This is a genomic window from Flavobacterium sp. HJJ (assembly GCF_015351475.1).
Taxonomy (GTDB): Bacteria; Bacteroidota; Bacteroidia; order Flavobacteriales; family Flavobacteriaceae; genus Flavobacterium; species Flavobacterium marginilacus.
Window position 1 is genome coordinate 27,334 of the sequence record NZ_JADKPR010000009.1, and the last position, 19,184, is coordinate 46,517.

Genomic DNA, 19,184 nt, shown 5'->3' on the forward strand with positions numbered 1-19,184 from the left:
ACAAATTCTTATTGGTTTTGAGTCTATAAATGAAATTCCTGTACAATTGGCTAGACAGCAAGTTTTTGCAAAAATAGTTAACACTTTGCATCAGTTCTTAAAAACCATTATAAGAAACGGTGTTTGGAAACTCATTTGGTGTATGCTTTGAACGTAAAAGATGTAATAATGCTTAAACCAACGAAAACCACCCAAATGGAAAAGCAAATAAATTGTAATCACTTCGGATTTTGACATTATTGAAGGACGTTTAGAAGGCTTTCCTAGCAGAAAAGGTCGTATAGTTAATCAATAGAAAACTGACTAATTTAGCTTTTGATCAATATTAATCAGGCGATTTAGCTTTAATTATGATTTTTGAAAAAAATATTGAAGCTTTCCAATTTATATCAGCTTCTAATCCTTTATCATTTTTATGGTTTTCCATTTTAGACCCGAATAGATTAATTAAATTTTGAATTTTTTGGATGTTGTCTTGATTTATATAACCTATTTCTACTGTCGCTTTATTATAAATCTTCTTGTTTATTTAAGTTAACTAAAATTTAACATTTACATCTTGGTCTAAATATCTTGCTAATGGCAAAGACAAATAAAATATTTTACCTATATTTTCAAAGCTCTCAAACCAAAGCTCTCCATTTAATTCTTTACTAAGTTACTTGCTAATAGAGTCCCTCCAGAGCAGGCATTATTAAAAGATAGTGAGTTGCCAAAGGATTTCAGTGTAAAAAAAATAGATGTGCAAGGAGAAGCCCCAAGTTGGATTGATGGCAATAGTTTTTGGTGTTTTGATGGTATGTGTCCAGAAGTAAATTTATTTGTTTATTTCCAAATCAAGCATGTATTTCTGCTGAATATGATGACTGTTACAAACCACCAAAAAACAGAGTTTTAAAAACTCAACATTATTCTGAATGTGCAGAGTTCAATAAATATGTATTTGAGCTTAAAATGAAAGGAAAGTCAAATTCAAGTTCAGGAAAACCTAGAAAAACTATTCCTACCAAAACAAGAGCAATTTTACAAAAAGAAATCAAATCAAAATGTCCAATATGTCCTAATGAAGATGTTGAGCACTTTCATATACATCACATTGACGAAAATCCTTTAAATAATGAATTTTCAAATCTCTTAATGCTTTGTCCAATTTGTCATTCCAAAATAACAAAGAATGACATTTTGTATGAAACGGTAAAAATGATAAAAGAGAATTTAAGTAATCAAGACAGCGACCAATAGCAGTTAACCGCAATAACTTATCCGATTTTCCCCCTCCGAAAAGTCTCCCGACTTTTGCGCTTTTTTATTTGTTCTTAAAAATCAAACAAACTAATTATTTCACAGGACTGCACTAGCAAAATATTTAGGACGGGTCAGGTGCCATGTCCAAGCTAGTCAAAGCCTACTCAAAGGCATGGATAGTGTATGAAATCACGATAGAGTGGGTTAGTCCGAATGACTTTAAATAATGAAAATAAAACACTCTATAGGTTCCCTGAACTGTTTTAATAAAATGCTGTGTGAATATTCTTGAGTTGACGCTTTTTTTGTTGATTTAGTGAAGTTGTTTTTTATTATTTTACAAATCAATATCTTTACAAAATGACGATAGAATGTGAATTATCCCGTTGCTCATTTTAACGATACCGCAATTGCGCAATTACAGGAAATCAGGCTAAATTAATTATATTAGGGGGTTATACAAAACATACTATTCTTTTGCAGAAAGTAAAGGATCTGTCCATGCGCTATTGGTATATGCAGTAAAATTTGGAACAAGGTTGGAGGCGTGATACTTTGGTAACACAAATCAAAAAAAGATTTTTTTGAACCCAGCAGCTCATCTGAAAGCAAAAATTAAACAGGACAAAAGAACTGATATAGCAGGAATACACACGCTAAACTTAAAAAGTATAATGGAAAAATATTTACGACAATTAATTTCAATAGAATTTGAAGACAAGAAAGACATCTTCAGCGGTTTTCTTATTGATTGGACTGAAGATTGGATTTTACTGAAAAACAATCCAGTTGACTTTATAATTGATGGTTATACCATATTAAAAAACAAGAATGTAAAATCAATTATTCAAGACAAGGATCATGAATTCACAGAAAAAGTAATTAAACTTAAAGGTTTAAAAACAAGTGCGGAGGAAATAATTCCACTTAAAGATCTGACTTCAATTATATTTTTTTTAGCGGACAAATATGAGATTTTTCAAATTGCAACAAAATCAGATAAAGCTGTTTACCTTGGTAAACTCATAGAATTAAATGAGGAAGAGCTGATAATAGATTTTATGGGAACTGAAGGGGAGTTTGAAGGTGAAATGAGTTTTAAGCTGAACAAAATAAGAGTTATAGAATTTGATACAGATTATATAAATTCCTTAAAACTGGTTGTTGATCAAGAAAAGAAAAAGTGAAGCTTCTTCAATCCTGTTTTATTATAGTGTGACACTAGTGTACTGCCATTGAAAAAAAATGCCCTCTGGATATTCAAAGAGCAAATATTGAAAATCTTATTTCTTAGATTCTTCAATCGAAACTTTTCTAAACTCTTTTAAAAGTTTTTCTAGTTATTTTCTTTACACTTAGTAATTACTGTTATAACAGTAATTACTAAGTGTTATGAATCTCTTTTTAATCTATTCTTACTAACGTATGTATTATTTACTGTTTTAGCAGTAAAAAAACAATAGTTTTTTAATAAAAATAGCCCAATATAACATCTATTTGTTTATTTTTACTGTCAAAACGGTAAAATATGAATGATTTTGATTTAGGACTCTTCATAAAAGAGCATAGGAAGCTAGCTGGACTGACACAATTGGAATTGGCAAACTTGGCAGGAGTAGGAAAGACTACAGTTTTTGATATTGAGAAAAATAAAGAGACTGTTACTTGGAGTAAGCTTTTGGCCATATTGAAAGTGTTGAATATTGTAGTGCAGTTTAAAAGTCCAATCCATAAATAGTCATGAGAAAAGCAATAATATTGGTACACGGTAAAAGGGCGGGGGTCTTGATTGAGGAAAATAGCGGCAGCTATGAATTTCTTTATGATGAGCAATATGAAGGAGAAGCGGTATCGTTGACGATGCCATTGACTCATAAAAAGTATTCCTTTGCAAAATTTCCATCTTTTTTTGAAGGATTATTACCTGAAGGAATAATGTTAGAGGGGCTTTTAAAAATAGGCAAGATTGATAAAAGCGATTATTTCTCGCAACTAGTGGCCACGGGAAATGATTTAGTGGGTGCAGTAACGGTAAAAGAGTGGAAAGATGAATAGATGTCCTATAACTTATGAATTGTGCGGATCGGAAAAATACAGTGAAAAAGGACTTCGAATGATTGCACCTAAACTTAGTGCATTAACCGATTTACCATTTACGGCAGTTGAGCAGAGGCAAGAAGCGGCCAATCGTGCAAGGAAATTATCTATCCAGGGAGTACAGCCAAAATTGAGTGCAGTTATATCAGTAGCAAATCATCAATTTGAAATTGTAGATCAGTTTGGTAACTTTATTATTAAACCTCAAAATGATCTGTTTCCTGAATTACCGGAAAATGAAGATGTAACTATGAAAATGGCAGCAGCTTATGGTCTTGATGTTCCTTTTCATGGAATGGTTTACTCAAAAGATGGAAGCCTTTCCTATTTTATAAAACGGTTTGACAGATACGGCAAAGGAAGAAAATACGCTACAGAAGATTTTGCCCAATTGACCGGTAATTCCAGGGATACCAAGTATAATTATACTATGGAAAAATTGGTAAAGGTAATCGATGAGTATTGTACTTTTCCTGCCATAGCCAAAGCCGATTTCTTTAAAAGGATCTTGTTCTGTTTCATAACAGGAAACGAAGATATGCACCTGAAGAACTTTTCGGTAATCACAAAAGCAGGAAAAACAACTTTGACACCGGTGTATGACTTCTTAAATTCTTCAATTTCCATTAAAAATCCACAGGAAGAAGTTGCACTATCACTTAAAGGTAAAAAGAGCAATTTCAAAGCTGCAGAATGGATTGATTATTTTGCAAAAGAGCGGTTGGAACTAAATGATAAGACAATTGATGCAATTTTATCAGACATGAACAAAAGTGTATCGAAATGGAATAAACTAATCGAAATGTCTTTTTTATCAAATGTTATGAAAGAAAAGTATTTGAAACTGATGAATAACAGGATTGGTAGATTCCAATAATTACTATGGTCGGAATAGACAAAAAAGTCCTTTCAGAATTCTGAAAGGACTAATAATTAAAGTAAAGATGAAATTATTTCTTAGATTCTTCAATTGAAACTTTTCTAAACTCTTTTAAAAGTTTTTCTAATTCCAAAGTTGATTTACGGGCTCTTGCTCCAGCAGCTTTTACACCTTTTTCTACAAGTGAGTCAGATTCAGTTTTAAACGTTTCGAATTCGGCATTAATTTTTGCAACTAAGTCTTTCATAATGTGTTTTATTTTTAATTAAGGATGTAAAAATAACAGTTCACCAACCAAAATCCACCACAATCCTATTAAAAAGAATGTTAAACTTCCTTTATTAGATATTAAGGGTATTGTAACATGTTTAATTTCAATAGAGTAAAAACTAGCCTTTTTTAATTTGATCAATAAAATAGGAGGTAGGCATCTTTGTTCTGGCAAAGAAGGCTGAGGCAAAACGTTGTGTACTGCTAAATCCTCCTTCATCCGCTAATGCAGCATTAGTATAGTTTCTTGCTTTTTTATCTTTTTTTAGTAAATCAATCACGTAATCAATTTTTAAATCATTTATATATTCAACATTATCATTGTGTAAAGGATTGTACATTTCGCGAAAAGGCACCATTAGTAAATGAAAAAATTACTGAGGGGCTTAGAAAATACGTTAGACCACTACCCTTCTTAGAGCTATACAAGCAAACAATTACTTCTGTATTTAATAATAAAACAAATTACAATCGAAGTGATACTGATCTACTAAAAAAACAACTGGAAGAAACAAATCAAAGATTAACAAGGGCAAGAGATTTATTAATATCCGGAGATTTAGATGCTGACGATTACAGAAAAATAAAAATCGAAACCGCAGAGATAATAAATCGTTTAGAAGCACAGCTAACAAGCCAAAACAATCAAACTACTAATGTGGAATCTCTTTTAAATAAAGCCCTAAGCCATATTTCACAACTTGATAAACTTTATGAAGAAGCTTCAATAGAAGGTAAAAGAAAGATAATTGGTTCGATATTTCCTGAAAAAATCACTTTTGAAAAAAATGAAGTTCGAACCACTAAAGTTAACGAATCACTTCGACTTATGTTATTGTTTTACAAGGAATTATACGCTAAAAAAAAAGGACAAAATCAGCAAAAAACTGATTTGTCCTCTTATGTGAACGCAGAAGGATTCGAACCTTCGACCGCCTGCTTAGAAGGCAGGTGCTCTATCCAGCTGAGCTATGCGTCCATTATTTTAATCTGTCGGGGTGGCAGGATTCGAACCTGCGACCTCCTGCTCCCAAAGCAGGCGCGATAACCGGGCTACGCTACACCCCGAAAAAAACTGAATCTATTTGTAAAAATGTTCTAAACATTGAATCTTGCTATGATTCTTAATTACAAATAAATTGCGGAGAGACAGGGACTCGAACCCTGGCGACGGTTACCCGTCGACAGATTAGCAATCTGCTCCATTACCGCTCTGGCACCTCTCCAAAACCTCAGGAAACGTGTCCTGTTTTGCGGTTGCAAATTTAAGACATGTTTACGTTTCTCACAACTATTTCTGCATATTTTTTTAATTTTTTTTAGCTTTTCACCTAAATAACTTCACAATCAAAGATATAGCAAACAATAAAAAAAAACAAAAAAATCTCACCTCACTAAACAGTTTAGACAAAACTTTAATTTTAGAAGCAAAATATTAGATTTAAAAGGAAAACACAATAGAAAATTTTATAGCAAGGTCTAAAAAATCATATACCACTTACAAATTACAACAAATCCAAAGCAAACAGTCACTTATTGAATTTTTCATATGAAAATAAATCACAAAACACAATTTCATTAAATATATGCTAATATAAACCAGATTAAAATTTTAATATTATAAAAAAGAGGTTAAATTTGCTATACAAATCAACATAATAATAAACATGAGTAAAAGAGTTGTTATCGTTTCTGCTGTTAGAACACCTATCGGCAGTTTTATGGGAGGATTATCTACTGTAACTGCACCAAAATTAGGAGCAGCCGCTATAAAAGGAGCATTAGACAAAATAGAATTAGACCCAAATTTAGTGGACGAAGTTTTCATGGGCAATGTTATTCAAGCCGGCATAGGCCAAGCTCCTGCCCGTCAAGCTGCAATTTACGCAGGACTTCCCAATGAAGTGGCCTGCACCACAGTTAACAAAGTTTGTGCATCAGGAATGAAAGCAGTTATGTTAGGTGCACAAGCAATTCAATGCGGCGATGCAGAGGTTGTAATTGCCGGAGGCATGGAAAACATGAGCTTAATCCCTCATTATATGCATTTGAGAAGCGGAACAAAATTTGGTCCAAGTACAATGGTAGACGGCTTACAAAAAGACGGACTAACAGACGCATACGACAATAATGCCATGGGGGTTTCTGCAGACCTTTGTGCGTCAGAATACAAGATTACAAGAGAAGAGCAAGATAATTTTGCCATTCAATCTTATGAGCGTTCTGCAAAAGCATGGAGCGAAGGTAAATTCGACAACGAAATTACACCCATAGCTGTTCCTCAAAGAAAGGGCGAACCAATTATCATTTCGAAAGACGAAGAATACACTAATGTTACATTAGAAAAAATTCCAACTTTAAATGCAGTGTTTACAAAAGATGGAACTGTAACAGCCGCAAACGCATCAACCATTAATGACGGTGCCGCAGCCATCATATTAATGAGTGAAGAAAAAGCAATTGCATTAGGTTTAAAACCATTAGCATTTATAAAAGGATATGCTGATGCAGCCCAAGAACCAAAATGGTTCACAACCAGCCCAGCAAAAGCACTTCCTAAAGCATTAGCGAAAGCCAATCTAACATTAGATAAAATTGATTATTTCGAATTCAATGAAGCTTTTTCAGTAGTTGGATTAGCAAACTCAAAAATACTTGGATTAGACAATGAAAAAGTAAACATTAACGGAGGTGCAGTTTCACTAGGACATCCGCTTGGCTGTTCCGGAACGCGTATTATCGTTACTTTATTAAATATTTTAGAACAAAATAATGCAAAATATGGCGCGGCAGCTATTTGTAATGGTGGCGGCGGTGCATCTGCTTTAATTATAGAAAGAAATATTTCATAAGCATCCAAATAATAGAAAATAATTAAATAATACGAATTGAAAATCACTATTTTTACAGTCATTTTTGATTCGTATTTATTTTTAAACTAATTTATATAAATGTTTGGAATTTGTAATCTAGCCATGATTCCACTTCGGGCTGAAGCCAGTGATAAAAGTGAAATTGTTTCCCAAATTCTATTTGGAGAGCATTTTGAAGTTTTGGAACAATACAAACAATGGAGTCACATTAAAACACAATTTGACCATTACGAAGGCTGGATAGATACAAAACAATTTCAAATAATTACCGAATCAAACTATACACAGCTTTCTTCAGATGCCATAATTTTGAATGCTGATCTCATAGAGTATATCCTAGCTCCATCTAATTTATTAATTCCAATACCGCTTGGATCTTCTTTATCATTTTTAAATTATCCAGAAATAAATAAAAACAATTTTGATTTTGAAGGAACAAAAACAAGTGGCACAAAACCAAAAAACAGCATTCTCACTACTGCCTTTATGTATTTGAATGCGCCTTATTTATGGGGCGGAAAAACTCCTTTTGGAATTGATTGTTCAGGATTTACACAAATGACATACAAACTTAATGGCTATAAATTACTCAGAGATGCATCGCAGCAAGCAACTCAAGGGGAAGCTTTAAGTTTCATAGAAGAAAGCGAACCTGGTGATTTAGCTTTTTTTGACAACGACGAAGGTAACATTACACATGTCGGAATCATAATGGAAAACAATTATATTATCCATGCAAGCGGAAAAGTACGAATTGACCGCTTAGACCATTTAGGAATTTACAATGCCGAAAACAACAAACATACCCATAAACTTAGAGTAATTAAAAAAATAATTTAGACAAACTACTCCACACCTTCATAGCAGCGTTTTTTTAAACATATTCTAAAGTTGTTACTGATTTACAAACTCTTTAAACAGATCCAAATAAAAAAACCATTATTCAATGAAATATTCTAATATTCATCGAATAATGGCTTTAAATTGATATTTTTTTTCTAGAAAACTCTAAAAAAACCTATCATTTACACTCTACATTGTTGCTTTAAGAGCATTATATTCATTAGTCATATCTAACGAGCGGTAAACACTTAACAAAGATTTAATAACATCTTGGTTTTTTGGATCAATAGTCAATGCTTTCTTTAAATACGGTATTGCACTTTTAACCAAGTTATCTTTTTTAATTTTCAATTGGTCATATTGCTCCATTTCTTTTGGAGTATTACCAAGAGCTGACATTTGATCAACATATACTTTTTTTGATTCCAATTTACCATAAGCTAAATTGATATAAGCATCTATGTATTTAGGATCTAATTCCACTACTTTATTGTAGCAGATTTCAGATTTCTCAAAATCATTTTTTGACAAATAAATATAAGCCAGATTCTTGTTGATCTCTAATCTTTTTGAAGGAGAAAATTCATCTCTAGGCTTTTCATAAAGAGCCGCTAGAATTCCAGAATCCCTAGCACCTGCAGAAACAAACGCATCCTCCTCTTTAGTCTTTTTATTTGTTGCATAATAAAGCATTCTTTTTCCAGAATAATTAATCTTTTTTAATTCCTCATAATATTTAATAGCAGATTCGTAATCCGTGGCCGTCATAGAAGCCGCTGCAGCATTAAACAAATTCAAAGTATCTCTTTTATCAAACAAATAAACTTTATAGCTCTTTTCGGCACTTTCTTTATATTTTCCATTTTTAAAATCATCTACAGCACCATTAACTAAATTAGATTTCATGTCCTTTAATGCAGTATTAGCCTGTAAAGTAAATTTATACTTACCCCCTTCATTTTCAGCCTTAATCAATTCTTGATAAGCTTCAGATGCTAATGCAAAATTATTAGCAGGATCAATATTTTTTGTTGCTAAGTCCTTCAATACATTTCCTTTCAAAAAATAAAAATCAGACTTATCTTCATCATTTGCATTAACAATAAGGTATTCTGTCTTTTTCAGAAGTCCTAGCGCATCTTGAGATTTACCGCTTGCAAAAACAGATTGAGCTTCTTTTATTTGTCCTTTTTGGGCATTAACGCAAACATTTATCAATAACACCATTGATAGTATTACAAATTTTCTTTTCATTAGGTTAAGTTTTAGATTATTATAGATTTTGTTTTTTTTCAGACTTTAAAAAACAAATAATAATTTCCAAACTGAAAATTCACAGTATGGAAACAACATCACTGTATTTAAAATCCAAATTTTAGCTGATAGAGGAGATCAACTATGAAGCGTAATGTTTTATCATACTTTACAATTATTAAGATTAGACAATCAAATTATTTAAAATTTTCAAAATTTATTTTTTTTAACAATATATAATTTACAACGTTTTTTTATTGCATTTTTTTATCGAATTTTTAATTTGCCTCTAAAATAAAATTAAAAATTGATAACACAAGTATTTTTTAAACAATTTTTTAAATTAATTATAACGATTTCGTAAACATAATAAAAATGTCTTTTTAAATCTTTAGTTTTTTTTGTTAAATACTTATTCATCATAAGAATATCAATACACTTATAATACCATTTATAAATAAAAATTAGGTTATTTTATATTTATAAATGGCATAACTTATCACTCTATAAAAACAATATGTAACAAAAACAAAAAAAATCCCGCTCTGATATCAAGCGGGACTTCACTCTTATTATTAGAAAACAGAGTCTACATTTTAGCTTTTAAAGCTTTGTATTCTGCTGTCATTTCTAGAGCACTATAAACATTCAGCAATGTTTTTGAAACATCTGGATTAGTAGGATCCAGCTCAACCGCTTTTTGCAAGAAAGGAATAGTACTTTTAAACAAGTCTTCCCTTTTCTTTTTCAAAACATTATATTTCTTAGTGTCATCAGCAGAAGTACCTAACTTATTCATTGCATCAATGATGTTTTTTTCATCCTCTAACTTCATCGCTGCCATATTAATATATGCATTAGTGTATTTTGGGTTTAATTCTATGACCTTACTATAAAATTTTTCAGCTTCACTAGAATTTTTTGCTTGAGCACTTATAACACCAAGATTAAATATCAAATCAACATCATTTGGATTCTTTTCTACAGCTTCAGAAATTAACTTTTTATAAGTATCCATATCTTTGGTCTCAAGATATAAATTAGCTTCAGTTAACAACAATGAATTATCTTCCGGATTCGCTTTTCTAGCATCAGAAACAGCCTTCTTAGCTTCATCAATTTTCCCTTGCTGAACATAAATCAAAGCAACATTTTTGTATATCTCACCTCTTTTAGAAGGAACATTTTCAGTTCTTGGTTTTTCATGGGTTCCCATCTTAACCATTCTATCTCTATCAGCAGCAGTATTAAAAAAATCTTCTTGATTATTTACTTTATTAACAGCATAATAATAAGTTGCTTTTCCTGAATAATTTAAAACTTTTAATTCTTCGTAAAGTTTAAGAGCCTTGTCATATTCTTTTGCATTTACAAAAGTTGAAGCTGCATAGTAAAGATTGATTGTATCTTTTTTCTCCAACAAGTAAGCCTGGTATAGTTTTTCTGCACCTTCTGCATCTTTATTAACTTTAGTATCTTCAATTGCCGCATTAACCAATTTCCCTTTAATCTGAGTAACCGAAACCACCGCTTGTGAAGAATACTTTGCTTTACCTGAAACTTTTTCAGCCTCAATTAATTCCTGATAAGCTTTTGCTGCCAAAATCAAATTCTTATCCGTATCTACTTTTTTATTAGATAAATCATAATACGCATTACCTTTTACAAATAAGAACTGTGCCTTTTCAGCATCAGGAGCATTAGCCGTTAAATATTCAGCAGCCGTCAAAGTTGCAATTGCCTCCTCAGACTTACCATCTTTTAATAATTTTTCCGCAGCTTTAATTTCATTTTTTTGAGCAAAACTCGTTACTGATAAAAATAATGCTGACGCAATTATTACATATCTACTTTTCATATTTATAGTTTTTAATTTAAATTCAAAATTAATAAGAAAAACATTGATTCTTAATGATTTTTATCATAAAGTATCAATGTTTAAAATTACTTTATTTATTATTTGTCCTCATCAGAATCATCATCTTCATTTTCTTCTAATTCTTCATCTGTCTCCTCATCCTCGTCTTCATCTACTGAACCATCATCTTCAAGAACTTCTAAATCCGGCTTGACCCTTTCAATAGCAGATTCAATAACATTACCGTCTTCATCAACAACAACTTCCTCAACATCATCTTTCATAACTTTTGTAACAGCTGCAATTGAATCTTTACCTTTTAAGTTAATCAATCGGACTCCTTGAGTAGCACGACCCATTACACGTAAATCTTCAATAGCCATTCTTATTGTTAATCCAGATTTATTGATAATCATCAAATCATCAGCATCAGTAACAGCATTAATAGAAATTAGTTTCCCAGTTTTTTCAGTAATATTAAGTGTTTTCACACCTTTACCTCCACGGTTTGTAATTCTGTAAACATCTTCACCGTCTTCGTCAACTAATTTGGTACGTTTTCCATAACCATTTTCAGTTACCACTAAAATCTGAGAATCATTAATATCGTTTTTATCAACAGTAACCATACCAATTACTTCATCAGTATCATCTTTCAATGTAATTCCACGGACTCCAGAAGCTGTTCTTCCCATCGGACGTGTCTTAGTTTCCTCAAAACGAACTAATTTTCCAGATTTAACAGCCAAAATAATCTGACTTTCACCATTAGTTAACTGAGCTCCTAAAAGTTCATCACCTTCTTTAATAGTAATAGCTGCAACACCATTTACCCTTGGTTTAGAATATTTCTCCAGAGATGTTTTCTTCACCTGACCCTGCTTAGTTACCATCACAAGATTATGACTATTGATGTAATCCTTGTCTTTTAGGTCTTGTGTACAAATGAAAGCTTTTACTTTATCATCACTTTCAATATTTACCAAGTTTTGAATCGCTCTTCCTTTTGCAGTTTTGCTTCCTTCCGGAATTTCATAAACACGCATCCAGAAACATTTTCCTTTTTGAGTAAAGAACATCATATACTGATGGTTTGTCGCCACGTACATATGCTCCAAGAAATCCTGATCTCTAGTTCCTGCACTTTTTTGACCTACTCCTCCTCTATTCTGTGTTTTATATTCGGTAAGATTTGTACGTTTGATATAACCTGCATGAGAAATAGTAATTACCACATTTTCATCAGCAATTAAATCTTCAATACTGACATCTCCACCGGAATATTCTATCTGCGAACGTCTCTCATCTCCATATTTATCACGAATCTCTTCAAGTTCTTCTTTAATCAATGCAGTCCTTAAATTAACATCTGCTAATAAAGCTTTCAAATGCTCAATTAATTTCATCAATTCTTCGAATTCCGCTCTTAATTTATCCTGCTCCAGACCTGTTAACTGACGCAGACGCATTTCAACAATCGCTCTTGCCTGAATATCAGACAAACTAAATCTCTCGATTAATTTATCACGGGCTTCCTCAGTATTTTTTGATCCTCTAATTAACGCAATAACTTCATCAATATTATCTGACGCAATAATTAAACCCTCTAATATATGTGCTCTTTCTTCAGCTTTACGCAATTCAAACTGTGTTCTGCGGACAACTACATCGTGACGGTGCTCAATAAAATAATGAATCATATCTTTCAGATTCAGCATTTGAGGACGTCCGTTTACTAATGCAATATTATTTACACTAAAAGAAGATTGTAACTGCGTGTATTTATATAAGGTATTCAAAACAACGTTTGGCGTTGCATCGCGTTTCAGAATATAAACGATACGCATACCATTTCTATCCGATTCGTCACGAATATTAGCAATACCTTCTATTTTTTTCTCATTTACCAAATCAGCTGTACGTTTAATCATATCAGCTTTATTGACTTGATACGGAATTTCAGTAACAATGATTGATTCTCTTCCGTCTACTTCTTCAAAGCCAACTTTGGCACGCATGACAATACGACCTCGACCCGTTTTAAAAGCTTCACGAACACCTTCATAACCATATATCACACCTCCTGTTGGAAAATCCGGAGCTTTGATATAATTCATCAATTCATCAACTTCAATATCATTATTATCAAGATACGCCAATGTACCATTGATAACTTCAGTTAAATTATGAGGAGGCATATTTGTTGCCATACCTACTGCGATTCCTGTAGCACCATTAATTAATAATGTAGGAACCCTTGTCGGCATTACTTTTGGCTCATATAAAGTATCGTCAAAGTTAAGCTGGAAATCAACTGTTTCTTTTTCTATATCAGCCATGATTTCTTCCGAAATCTTTTTCATTCTAGCCTCAGTATAACGCATTGCTGCAGGACTATCACCATCTACAGATCCAAAGTTACCTTGTCCGTCAACCAATAAATAACGCATACTCCATTCCTGAGCCATACGCACCATTGCATCATAAACTGAGGTATCTCCATGAGGGTGATACTTTCCTAAAACTTCCCCGACTATTCTTGCAGATTTTTTGTGGGCAGATCTTGAAGTTACTCCTAAATCATACATTCCGTAAAGTACTCTTCGATGTACTGGTTTCAAACCGTCTCTTACATCAGGAAGGGCTCTCGAGACAATTACTGACATCGAATAATCGATGTAAGCTGATTTCATTTCATCTTCAATGTTAATTGGAATTAACTTTTCTCCGTCAGACATAAATATATTCTTAAATTAAAATTATTTTGTATTAAAAAATCCTGCTAATATAAGCTTTCTCAATATTTTTTCAGCCATAAAGCAACCATAAATTTATCCGATTTATTAACAAATTTTTATTGTCATTTAGTTAATAAATTAAGCTCCTTTTAACGGTATATTCTTCATTTTTTTTGTCAATTAGCATTAATAGATTTATAAGGTATGATTTTTGCTTTTAAACTTCATGTTTACTAAATTTACATAAAAACAAATTTAATATTATGGATGATAATTTTTCACCTAGAGTAAAAGACGTTATTACTTATAGCAAAGAAGAGGCTTTACGTCTTGGACATGACTTTATAGGTACTGAACATTTGATGCTTGGCATTCTGAGGGATGGTAATGGTAAAGCTATTCACATCCTGAACAACCTCGCTATTGATCTTGATCATTTAAGACGAAAGGTTGAGATACTAAGCCCCGCCAGCCCTAGCATTGATGTCAGTGTAGAAAAGAAAAATTTACATCTGACCCGTCAAGCCGAACGAGCTTTGAAGACAACTTTTTTGGAAGCAAAAGTTTTCCAGAGCTCCTCCATTAGCACAGCACATCTGCTGCTGTGTATCTTAAGAAATGAAAACGATCCTACAACCAAGCTGCTGAATAAACTAAAAATAGATTATGACGTAGCAAAAGAACAATACATTAATATGACTCCAAACGAAGAAGAATTTTTAGAAAACTTGCCAAAAAACGAATCATATAATGATGATTCAGGACAAGATGACAGTCTCAAAGAAGGCAGCTTTAATAATCCAGCCAATAAATCAAATAAAAAATCAAAAACTCCGGTTCTTGATAATTTTGGAAGAGATTTAACAGAAATGGCCGAGGAAGGAAAACTAGATCCTGTAGTTGGGCGTGAAAAAGAAATAGAACGTGTTTCTCAGATTTTGAGCCGACGCAAAAAAAACAACCCATTATTAATAGGTGAACCTGGTGTGGGTAAATCAGCAATTGCTGAAGGTTTGGCTTTGCGCATTATTCAAAAGAAAGTTTCCCGCATATTATTTAACAAACGAGTGGTAACTCTAGATTTGGCCAGCTTAGTTGCTGGTACAAAATATAGAGGTCAGTTTGAAGAGCGCATGAAAGCAGTTATGAATGAACTGGAAAAAAATGACGACATCATTCTTTTCATAGACGAAATTCATACTATAGTTGGTGCTGGTGGCGCTACTGGCTCTCTTGATGCCTCAAACATGTTCAAACCTGCTTTATCAAGAGGAGAAATCCAATGTATTGGAGCTACAACTCTTGACGAATACAGACAATATATTGAGAAAGACGGCGCTCTTGAAAGACGTTTCCAAAAAGTAATTGTAGAACCTACATCTGTTGAGGAAACAATTGCTATTTTGAACAACATCAAAAACAAATATGAAGATCATCATAATGTTATTTATACTCCCGAAGCTATCGAAGCCTGTGTTAAATTAACAAACAGATACATGTCGGAACGCTTCCTGCCAGACAAAGCTATCGATGCATTGGATGAAGCCGGATCCCGAGTTCACATCACCAATATTGATGTTCCTAAGCAGATATTAGACTTAGAACGACAGTTGGAAGAAGTGCGCGAATTGAAAAATCTGGTTGTTAAAAAACAAAAATATGAAGAGGCAGCTAAACTTCGTGACGACGAGAAAAAAATAGAGAAAGATTTAGCCATAGCACAAGAACAATGGGAAGAAGACTCTAAAAGCAACAGAATCGTTGTTACCGAAGACAATGTAGCTGATGTAGTTTCTATGATGACTGGCATTCCTGTAAACAGAATTGCACAGACTGAAAGCAACAAACTGGCTAAATTACCTGAACTGATTCAAGACAAAGTAATCGGGCAAAATGATGCTGTTTTAAAAATTGCGCGTTCTATTCAAAGAAACCGTGCTGGATTAAAAGATCCGAACAAACCAATTGGTTCTTTTATTTTCTTAGGACAGACAGGTGTTGGTAAAACACAGTTAGCCAAAGTTCTTGCAAAAGAATTATTTGATTCCGAAGATGCTTTGGTTCGAATTGACATGAGTGAATACATGGAGAAATTTGCAATTTCAAGATTAGTTGGAGCGCCTCCTGGATACGTAGGATACGAAGAAGGCGGACAATTGACTGAAAAAGTAAGAAGAAAACCATATTGTGTGGTATTGCTTGACGAAATTGAGAAAGCACATCCAGATGTTTTCAACATGATGCTTCAAGTGCTTGATGACGGTTATTTGACTGACAGTTTAGGACGAAAAATTGATTTCAAGAATACTATAATTATCATGACTTCAAATGTTGGAGCACGTCAATTGAAAGATTTTGGACAAGGCGTTGGATTTGGTACTGCTGCCAAAATTGCTCAAGCCGATGATAACTCTAAAAGCATTATCGAAAATGCTTTGAAGAAAACTTTTGCTCCTGAATTTTTGAACAGAATTGATGATGTAATTGTATTTAATTCTTTAGAAAAAGAAGATATCAATTTAATTATCGAGATTGAATTGAGAAAGTTATACAGCCGTATCAATGAATTAGGATATCAATTGAAACTGTCTGACAAAGCCAAAGCTTTTATTGCCGATAAAGGATTTGACAAACAATTTGGAGCAAGACCTTTAAAAAGAGCAATTCAGAAGTATATTGAAGACGCTCTTGCAGAAGAAATTATCACTTCAAAAATTGCTTCAGGTGACGAAATATTCATGGATATTGAAGATGGTTCTCAAGAGTTGACTATAAAAGTTCACAAAGCAGAAGAACCTACTAATCAATAATTTAAATTTAAAAAAATCCATAACAAACCCGTTACGTTTTAATAACATAACGGGTTTATTCTTTATAGGATAATTTCGTATTTTTTAAAAACAAATATTTACATTTGAATTATATAAAAAAACAACCAAAATTAATTTATGGTACAAAATAAAGTCATACTGGGCAGCGAAGAATGGTGCTCATTTCCAGAATTAGGAATTCCTACAATAAAAGCAAGAGTAGATTCCGGTGCCAAAACATCTGCTTTGCATGCCATAAATATTGCTCCATTTATAAAAAATGATGCCAATTGGGTTAAATTTGACATCAACCCCATACAAAATAATATCAAAACAGTTATTCACTGTGAGGCTCCTTTGGTTGGCAAACGTATCGTAAAAAGCTCCAGCGGTTTTAGGGAACACCGTTATGTCATTCAAACCAGTATAGCTATTGGCGAATCGAAATGGCCTATCGAAATGACACTGACCAATAGAGATTCCATGGGTTTCAGAATGCTTTTAGGAAGAGAAGCTATGAGCGGGAGAATCCTTGTTGATCCAGAACAAAAATACCTCTTAGGACAGCCTACTATCGAAAGTCTTCAGGAATTATACGTAAACTCAGAGAAAGCCAGTTCAGGCTTACGCATTGGCCTTTTAGCGAGCAATCCTGAATTATACAGCAATAAAAGAATTATGGAAGCCGGCGAAATGAGAGGCCATGAAATGCATTTCTTAAACATTAAGGAATGCTACATGAAACTCGATGCTAAAACTCCCGAAATTCATTACCGCGGTGGTAAAATTTTAAATCAGTTTGATGCTATTATACCAAGAATCCGTCCCAGCATTACTTTTTACGGCTGTGCTTTAACAAGACAATTCGAAGCGTTAAAAGTGTTTTGTTTAAATTCATCAACCGCTATAACACAATCGAGAGACAAGCTGTTTTCACTGCAGTTATTACTGAATCACGGCGTTGATATTCCAACAACTGGATTTGCAAATTCACCTTTGGATACCGACAATCTAATCAAAATGGTTGGCGGACCACCGCTTATTGTAAAATTACTTGAAGGAACTCAGGGAAAAGGTGTCGTATTGGCAGAAACAAAAAAAGCAGCTGAAAGTGTAATTAACGCTTTCAAAAGCCTAAATGCCAATATATTAGTACAGGAATTTATAAAAGAAGCCAATGGAAAAGATATCCGCTGTTTTGTAATTGACGGCAAAGTGGTGGCCGCTATCCAGCGAGAAGCAATGCCTGGAGAATTTAGAGCGAATATCCATTTGGGAGGAACTGCTTCTATCATAAAAGTAACCGCAGAGGAGAAAAAGATTGCTATAAAAGCTGCAAAGGCCATGGACTTAAAAGTAGCCGGTGTAGATATTATCCGTTCTTCTAAAGGACCATTGCTGCTCGAAGTAAACTCTTCGCCAGGACTTGAAGGTATTGAAGGTGCTACTAATAAAGATATTGCTGGTGAAATGATCAAAGCAATTGAGAAGAACTTTAAAATAAGATAAATTTTAGATTGCAGATTGCAGATAACAGATTACAATATCATCTGTTACTTAAATACTAAACCTGGAATCTGAATACTTAAATCTAAAAAAATGAATCCATATTTAGACATCACCATCCGCAGTGCAGCCGTATATTTATTTATGGTCATTGCACTGCGTCTTTTTGGCAAAAAAGAATTATCACAGCTTAATACTTCTGATGTGATTTTGATTCTGCTGATAAGTAATTCGGTTCAAAATGCAATGGTTGGAAACAACACAACACTCTGGGGAGGTTTGGCCGCTGCGACAATTCTGTTTGTGATTAATTTTGTATTGAAGAAATTAATATACCGTTATAAAAAATTTAGTGATTTCTTTCTCGAAAAACCAGAAATTTTAATTCATAACGGGACTTTAGATTTTAAAAACCTAAGCAAATTAAATATTACTTCAGATGAATTAAAAGAAGCAATGCGAGAGCATGGTGTCGAATATTTTAAGGATGTAAAACTAGCCATGCTTGAAATAGATGGAAATATAAGCATCATTACTGGTGATAAAAACTTAAAGCAGACTCATTACAAACGAAGAAAAAATCACAAAAATCTAGTTCGGGGTAATTAGTACTTTATTTAAAAGATTACTAAACGTATTACTTATAAAAACTACCGCCCCGTTTAACTTAAATTCAATTTTAAGAAAGTTGAAATAAATACTAAATTTCTAATCTAGCCCCGATCGAAGTAAAAATCCTTTTGTAGAGACGGGTTTGAAACCCGTCTCTACAAAAGATTACAGCGAAGAGCGGGACAACAGTTGCTTCTT

The 19,184-nt window shown here is 33.0% G+C and carries 16 protein-coding genes and 3 tRNA genes; 11 read left to right on the top strand and 8 right to left on the bottom strand.

Annotated elements, in window-relative coordinates:
* Window positions 1-709 precede the first annotated feature (709 nt).
* The 6 genes from IRZ80_RS09005 (at window position 710) to IRZ80_RS09030 (ending at window position 4,219) form a co-directional block, all read left to right on the top strand.
* Window positions 710-898, top strand: a complete 189-nt coding sequence (locus IRZ80_RS09005) for a hypothetical protein (RefSeq protein ID WP_194641233.1) — start codon at window positions 710-712, stop codon at window positions 896-898.
* Between the two features lie 56 nt (window positions 899-954).
* Window positions 955-1,242, top strand: coding sequence for an HNH endonuclease signature motif containing protein (locus IRZ80_RS09010; protein ID WP_194641234.1), 288 nt, complete (start codon window positions 955-957; stop codon window positions 1,240-1,242).
* A 677-nt stretch (window positions 1,243-1,919) separates the two neighbouring features.
* The gene (locus IRZ80_RS09015; protein ID WP_194641235.1) at window positions 1,920-2,432 is read left to right on the top strand and encodes a hypothetical protein; all 513 of its coding nucleotides are present in this window, start codon (window positions 1,920-1,922) and stop codon (window positions 2,430-2,432) included.
* A gap of 341 nt (window positions 2,433-2,773) precedes the next feature.
* A complete protein-coding gene (locus IRZ80_RS09020) occupies window positions 2,774-2,983 on the top strand; it encodes a helix-turn-helix domain-containing protein (protein WP_194641236.1) in 210 nt (69 codons plus the stop codon).
* Window positions 2,984-2,985: 2 nt separating this feature from the next.
* On the top strand, window positions 2,986-3,300 hold the full coding sequence (locus IRZ80_RS09025; RefSeq protein ID WP_194641237.1) for a HipA N-terminal domain-containing protein: 315 nt from the start codon (window positions 2,986-2,988) through the stop codon (window positions 3,298-3,300).
* Window positions 3,293-4,219 (top strand): HipA domain-containing protein, encoded by a 927-nt coding sequence (locus IRZ80_RS09030; RefSeq protein WP_194641238.1) that lies wholly within the window; start codon window positions 3,293-3,295, stop codon window positions 4,217-4,219. The genes IRZ80_RS09025 and IRZ80_RS09030 overlap by 8 nt, the downstream gene beginning before the upstream one ends.
* 73 nt (window positions 4,220-4,292) lie before the next feature.
* On the opposite strand, the gene IRZ80_RS09035 is transcribed toward IRZ80_RS09030, so the two are convergent.
* The 5 genes from IRZ80_RS09035 to IRZ80_RS09055 form a co-directional block, all read right to left on the bottom strand.
* On the bottom strand, window positions 4,293-4,469 hold the full coding sequence (locus IRZ80_RS09035; protein ID WP_194641239.1) for a histone H1: 177 nt from the start codon (window positions 4,467-4,469) through the stop codon (window positions 4,293-4,295).
* Window positions 4,470-4,611: 142 nt separating this feature from the next.
* On the bottom strand, window positions 4,612-4,773 hold the full coding sequence (locus IRZ80_RS09040) for a hypothetical protein (RefSeq protein ID WP_194641240.1): 162 nt from the start codon (window positions 4,771-4,773) through the stop codon (window positions 4,612-4,614).
* A gap of 624 nt (window positions 4,774-5,397) precedes the next feature.
* Window positions 5,398-5,471, bottom strand: a tRNA-Arg gene (locus IRZ80_RS09045).
* A gap of 14 nt (window positions 5,472-5,485) precedes the next feature.
* Window positions 5,486-5,560 (bottom strand) — tRNA-Pro (locus IRZ80_RS09050).
* Window positions 5,561-5,634: 74 nt separating this feature from the next.
* Window positions 5,635-5,718 (bottom strand) — tRNA-Ser (locus tag IRZ80_RS09055).
* A gap of 441 nt (window positions 5,719-6,159) precedes the next feature.
* Between IRZ80_RS09055 and IRZ80_RS09060 the strand changes: the two genes are divergently transcribed.
* Together IRZ80_RS09060 and IRZ80_RS09065 are read left to right on the top strand one after the other, a co-directional pair.
* Complete coding sequence (locus IRZ80_RS09060) at window positions 6,160-7,344, top strand: acetyl-CoA C-acyltransferase (RefSeq protein ID WP_194641241.1); 1,185 nt, start codon at window positions 6,160-6,162, stop codon at window positions 7,342-7,344.
* 99 nt (window positions 7,345-7,443) lie between these two features.
* Window positions 7,444-8,205 carry a C40 family peptidase gene (locus tag IRZ80_RS09065; RefSeq protein WP_194641242.1) on the top strand — a complete coding sequence of 254 codons (762 nt, stop codon included), beginning with the start codon at window positions 7,444-7,446 and terminating at the stop codon, window positions 8,203-8,205.
* A gap of 192 nt (window positions 8,206-8,397) precedes the next feature.
* On the opposite strand, the gene IRZ80_RS09070 is transcribed toward IRZ80_RS09065, so the two are convergent.
* The 3 genes from IRZ80_RS09070 to gyrA all read right to left on the bottom strand — a co-directional run bounded on the left by IRZ80_RS09070 (window position 8,398) and on the right by gyrA (window position 14,058).
* Complete coding sequence (locus IRZ80_RS09070) at window positions 8,398-9,462, bottom strand: tetratricopeptide repeat protein (protein ID WP_194641243.1); 1,065 nt, start codon at window positions 9,460-9,462, stop codon at window positions 8,398-8,400.
* Between the two features lie 589 nt (window positions 9,463-10,051).
* Complete coding sequence (locus IRZ80_RS09075) at window positions 10,052-11,320, bottom strand: tetratricopeptide repeat protein (protein ID WP_194641244.1); 1,269 nt, start codon at window positions 11,318-11,320, stop codon at window positions 10,052-10,054.
* A 98-nt stretch (window positions 11,321-11,418) separates the two neighbouring features.
* Entirely contained in the window at window positions 11,419-14,058 is a 2,640-nt protein-coding gene (gene gyrA / locus IRZ80_RS09080; protein WP_194641245.1) for a DNA gyrase subunit A, read from the bottom strand.
* Between the two features lie 263 nt (window positions 14,059-14,321).
* On the opposite strand from gyrA, the gene IRZ80_RS09085 reads away from it, so the two are divergent.
* The 3 genes from IRZ80_RS09085 (at window position 14,322) to IRZ80_RS09095 (ending at window position 18,983) form a co-directional block, all read left to right on the top strand.
* Window positions 14,322-16,868, top strand: coding sequence for an ATP-dependent Clp protease ATP-binding subunit (locus tag IRZ80_RS09085; protein ID WP_194641246.1), 2,547 nt, complete (start codon window positions 14,322-14,324; stop codon window positions 16,866-16,868).
* Window positions 16,869-17,006: 138 nt separating this feature from the next.
* A complete protein-coding gene (gene rimK / locus IRZ80_RS09090; RefSeq protein ID WP_194641247.1) occupies window positions 17,007-18,377 on the top strand; it encodes a 30S ribosomal protein S6--L-glutamate ligase in 1,371 nt (456 codons plus the stop codon).
* 90 nt (window positions 18,378-18,467) lie between these two features.
* Window positions 18,468-18,983, top strand: coding sequence for a DUF421 domain-containing protein (locus IRZ80_RS09095; RefSeq protein ID WP_194641248.1), 516 nt, complete (start codon window positions 18,468-18,470; stop codon window positions 18,981-18,983).
* Window positions 18,984-19,184 lie beyond the last annotated feature (201 nt).

Excerpts from the sequence above, each read along its gene's own strand:
- IRZ80_RS09010 (WP_194641234.1), top strand. The coding sequence starts at position 955 with ATGAAAGGAAAGTCAAATTCAAGTTCAGGAAAACCTAGAAAAACTATT.
- IRZ80_RS09065 (WP_194641242.1), top strand. The coding sequence starts at position 7,444 with ATGTTTGGAATTTGTAATCTAGCCATGATTCCACTTCGGGCTGAAGCC.
- IRZ80_RS09060 (WP_194641241.1), top strand. The coding sequence starts at position 6,160 with ATGAGTAAAAGAGTTGTTATCGTTTCTGCTGTTAGAACACCTATCGGC.
- IRZ80_RS09015 (WP_194641235.1), top strand. The coding sequence starts at position 1,920 with ATGGAAAAATATTTACGACAATTAATTTCAATAGAATTTGAAGACAAG.
- IRZ80_RS09035 (WP_194641239.1), bottom strand. The coding sequence starts at position 4,469 with ATGAAAGACTTAGTTGCAAAAATTAATGCCGAATTCGAAACGTTTAAA.
- IRZ80_RS09075 (WP_194641244.1), bottom strand. The coding sequence starts at position 11,320 with ATGAAAAGTAGATATGTAATAATTGCGTCAGCATTATTTTTATCAGTA.
- IRZ80_RS09095 (WP_194641248.1), top strand. The coding sequence starts at position 18,468 with ATGAATCCATATTTAGACATCACCATCCGCAGTGCAGCCGTATATTTA.
- IRZ80_RS09020 (WP_194641236.1), top strand. The coding sequence starts at position 2,774 with ATGAATGATTTTGATTTAGGACTCTTCATAAAAGAGCATAGGAAGCTA.
- rimK (WP_194641247.1), top strand. The coding sequence starts at position 17,007 with ATGGTACAAAATAAAGTCATACTGGGCAGCGAAGAATGGTGCTCATTT.
- IRZ80_RS09070 (WP_194641243.1), bottom strand. The coding sequence starts at position 9,462 with ATGAAAAGAAAATTTGTAATACTATCAATGGTGTTATTGATAAATGTT.
- gyrA (WP_194641245.1), bottom strand. The coding sequence starts at position 14,058 with ATGTCTGACGGAGAAAAGTTAATTCCAATTAACATTGAAGATGAAATG.
- IRZ80_RS09025 (WP_194641237.1), top strand. The coding sequence starts at position 2,986 with ATGAGAAAAGCAATAATATTGGTACACGGTAAAAGGGCGGGGGTCTTG.
- IRZ80_RS09030 (WP_194641238.1), top strand. The coding sequence starts at position 3,293 with ATGAATAGATGTCCTATAACTTATGAATTGTGCGGATCGGAAAAATAC.
- IRZ80_RS09085 (WP_194641246.1), top strand. The coding sequence starts at position 14,322 with ATGGATGATAATTTTTCACCTAGAGTAAAAGACGTTATTACTTATAGC.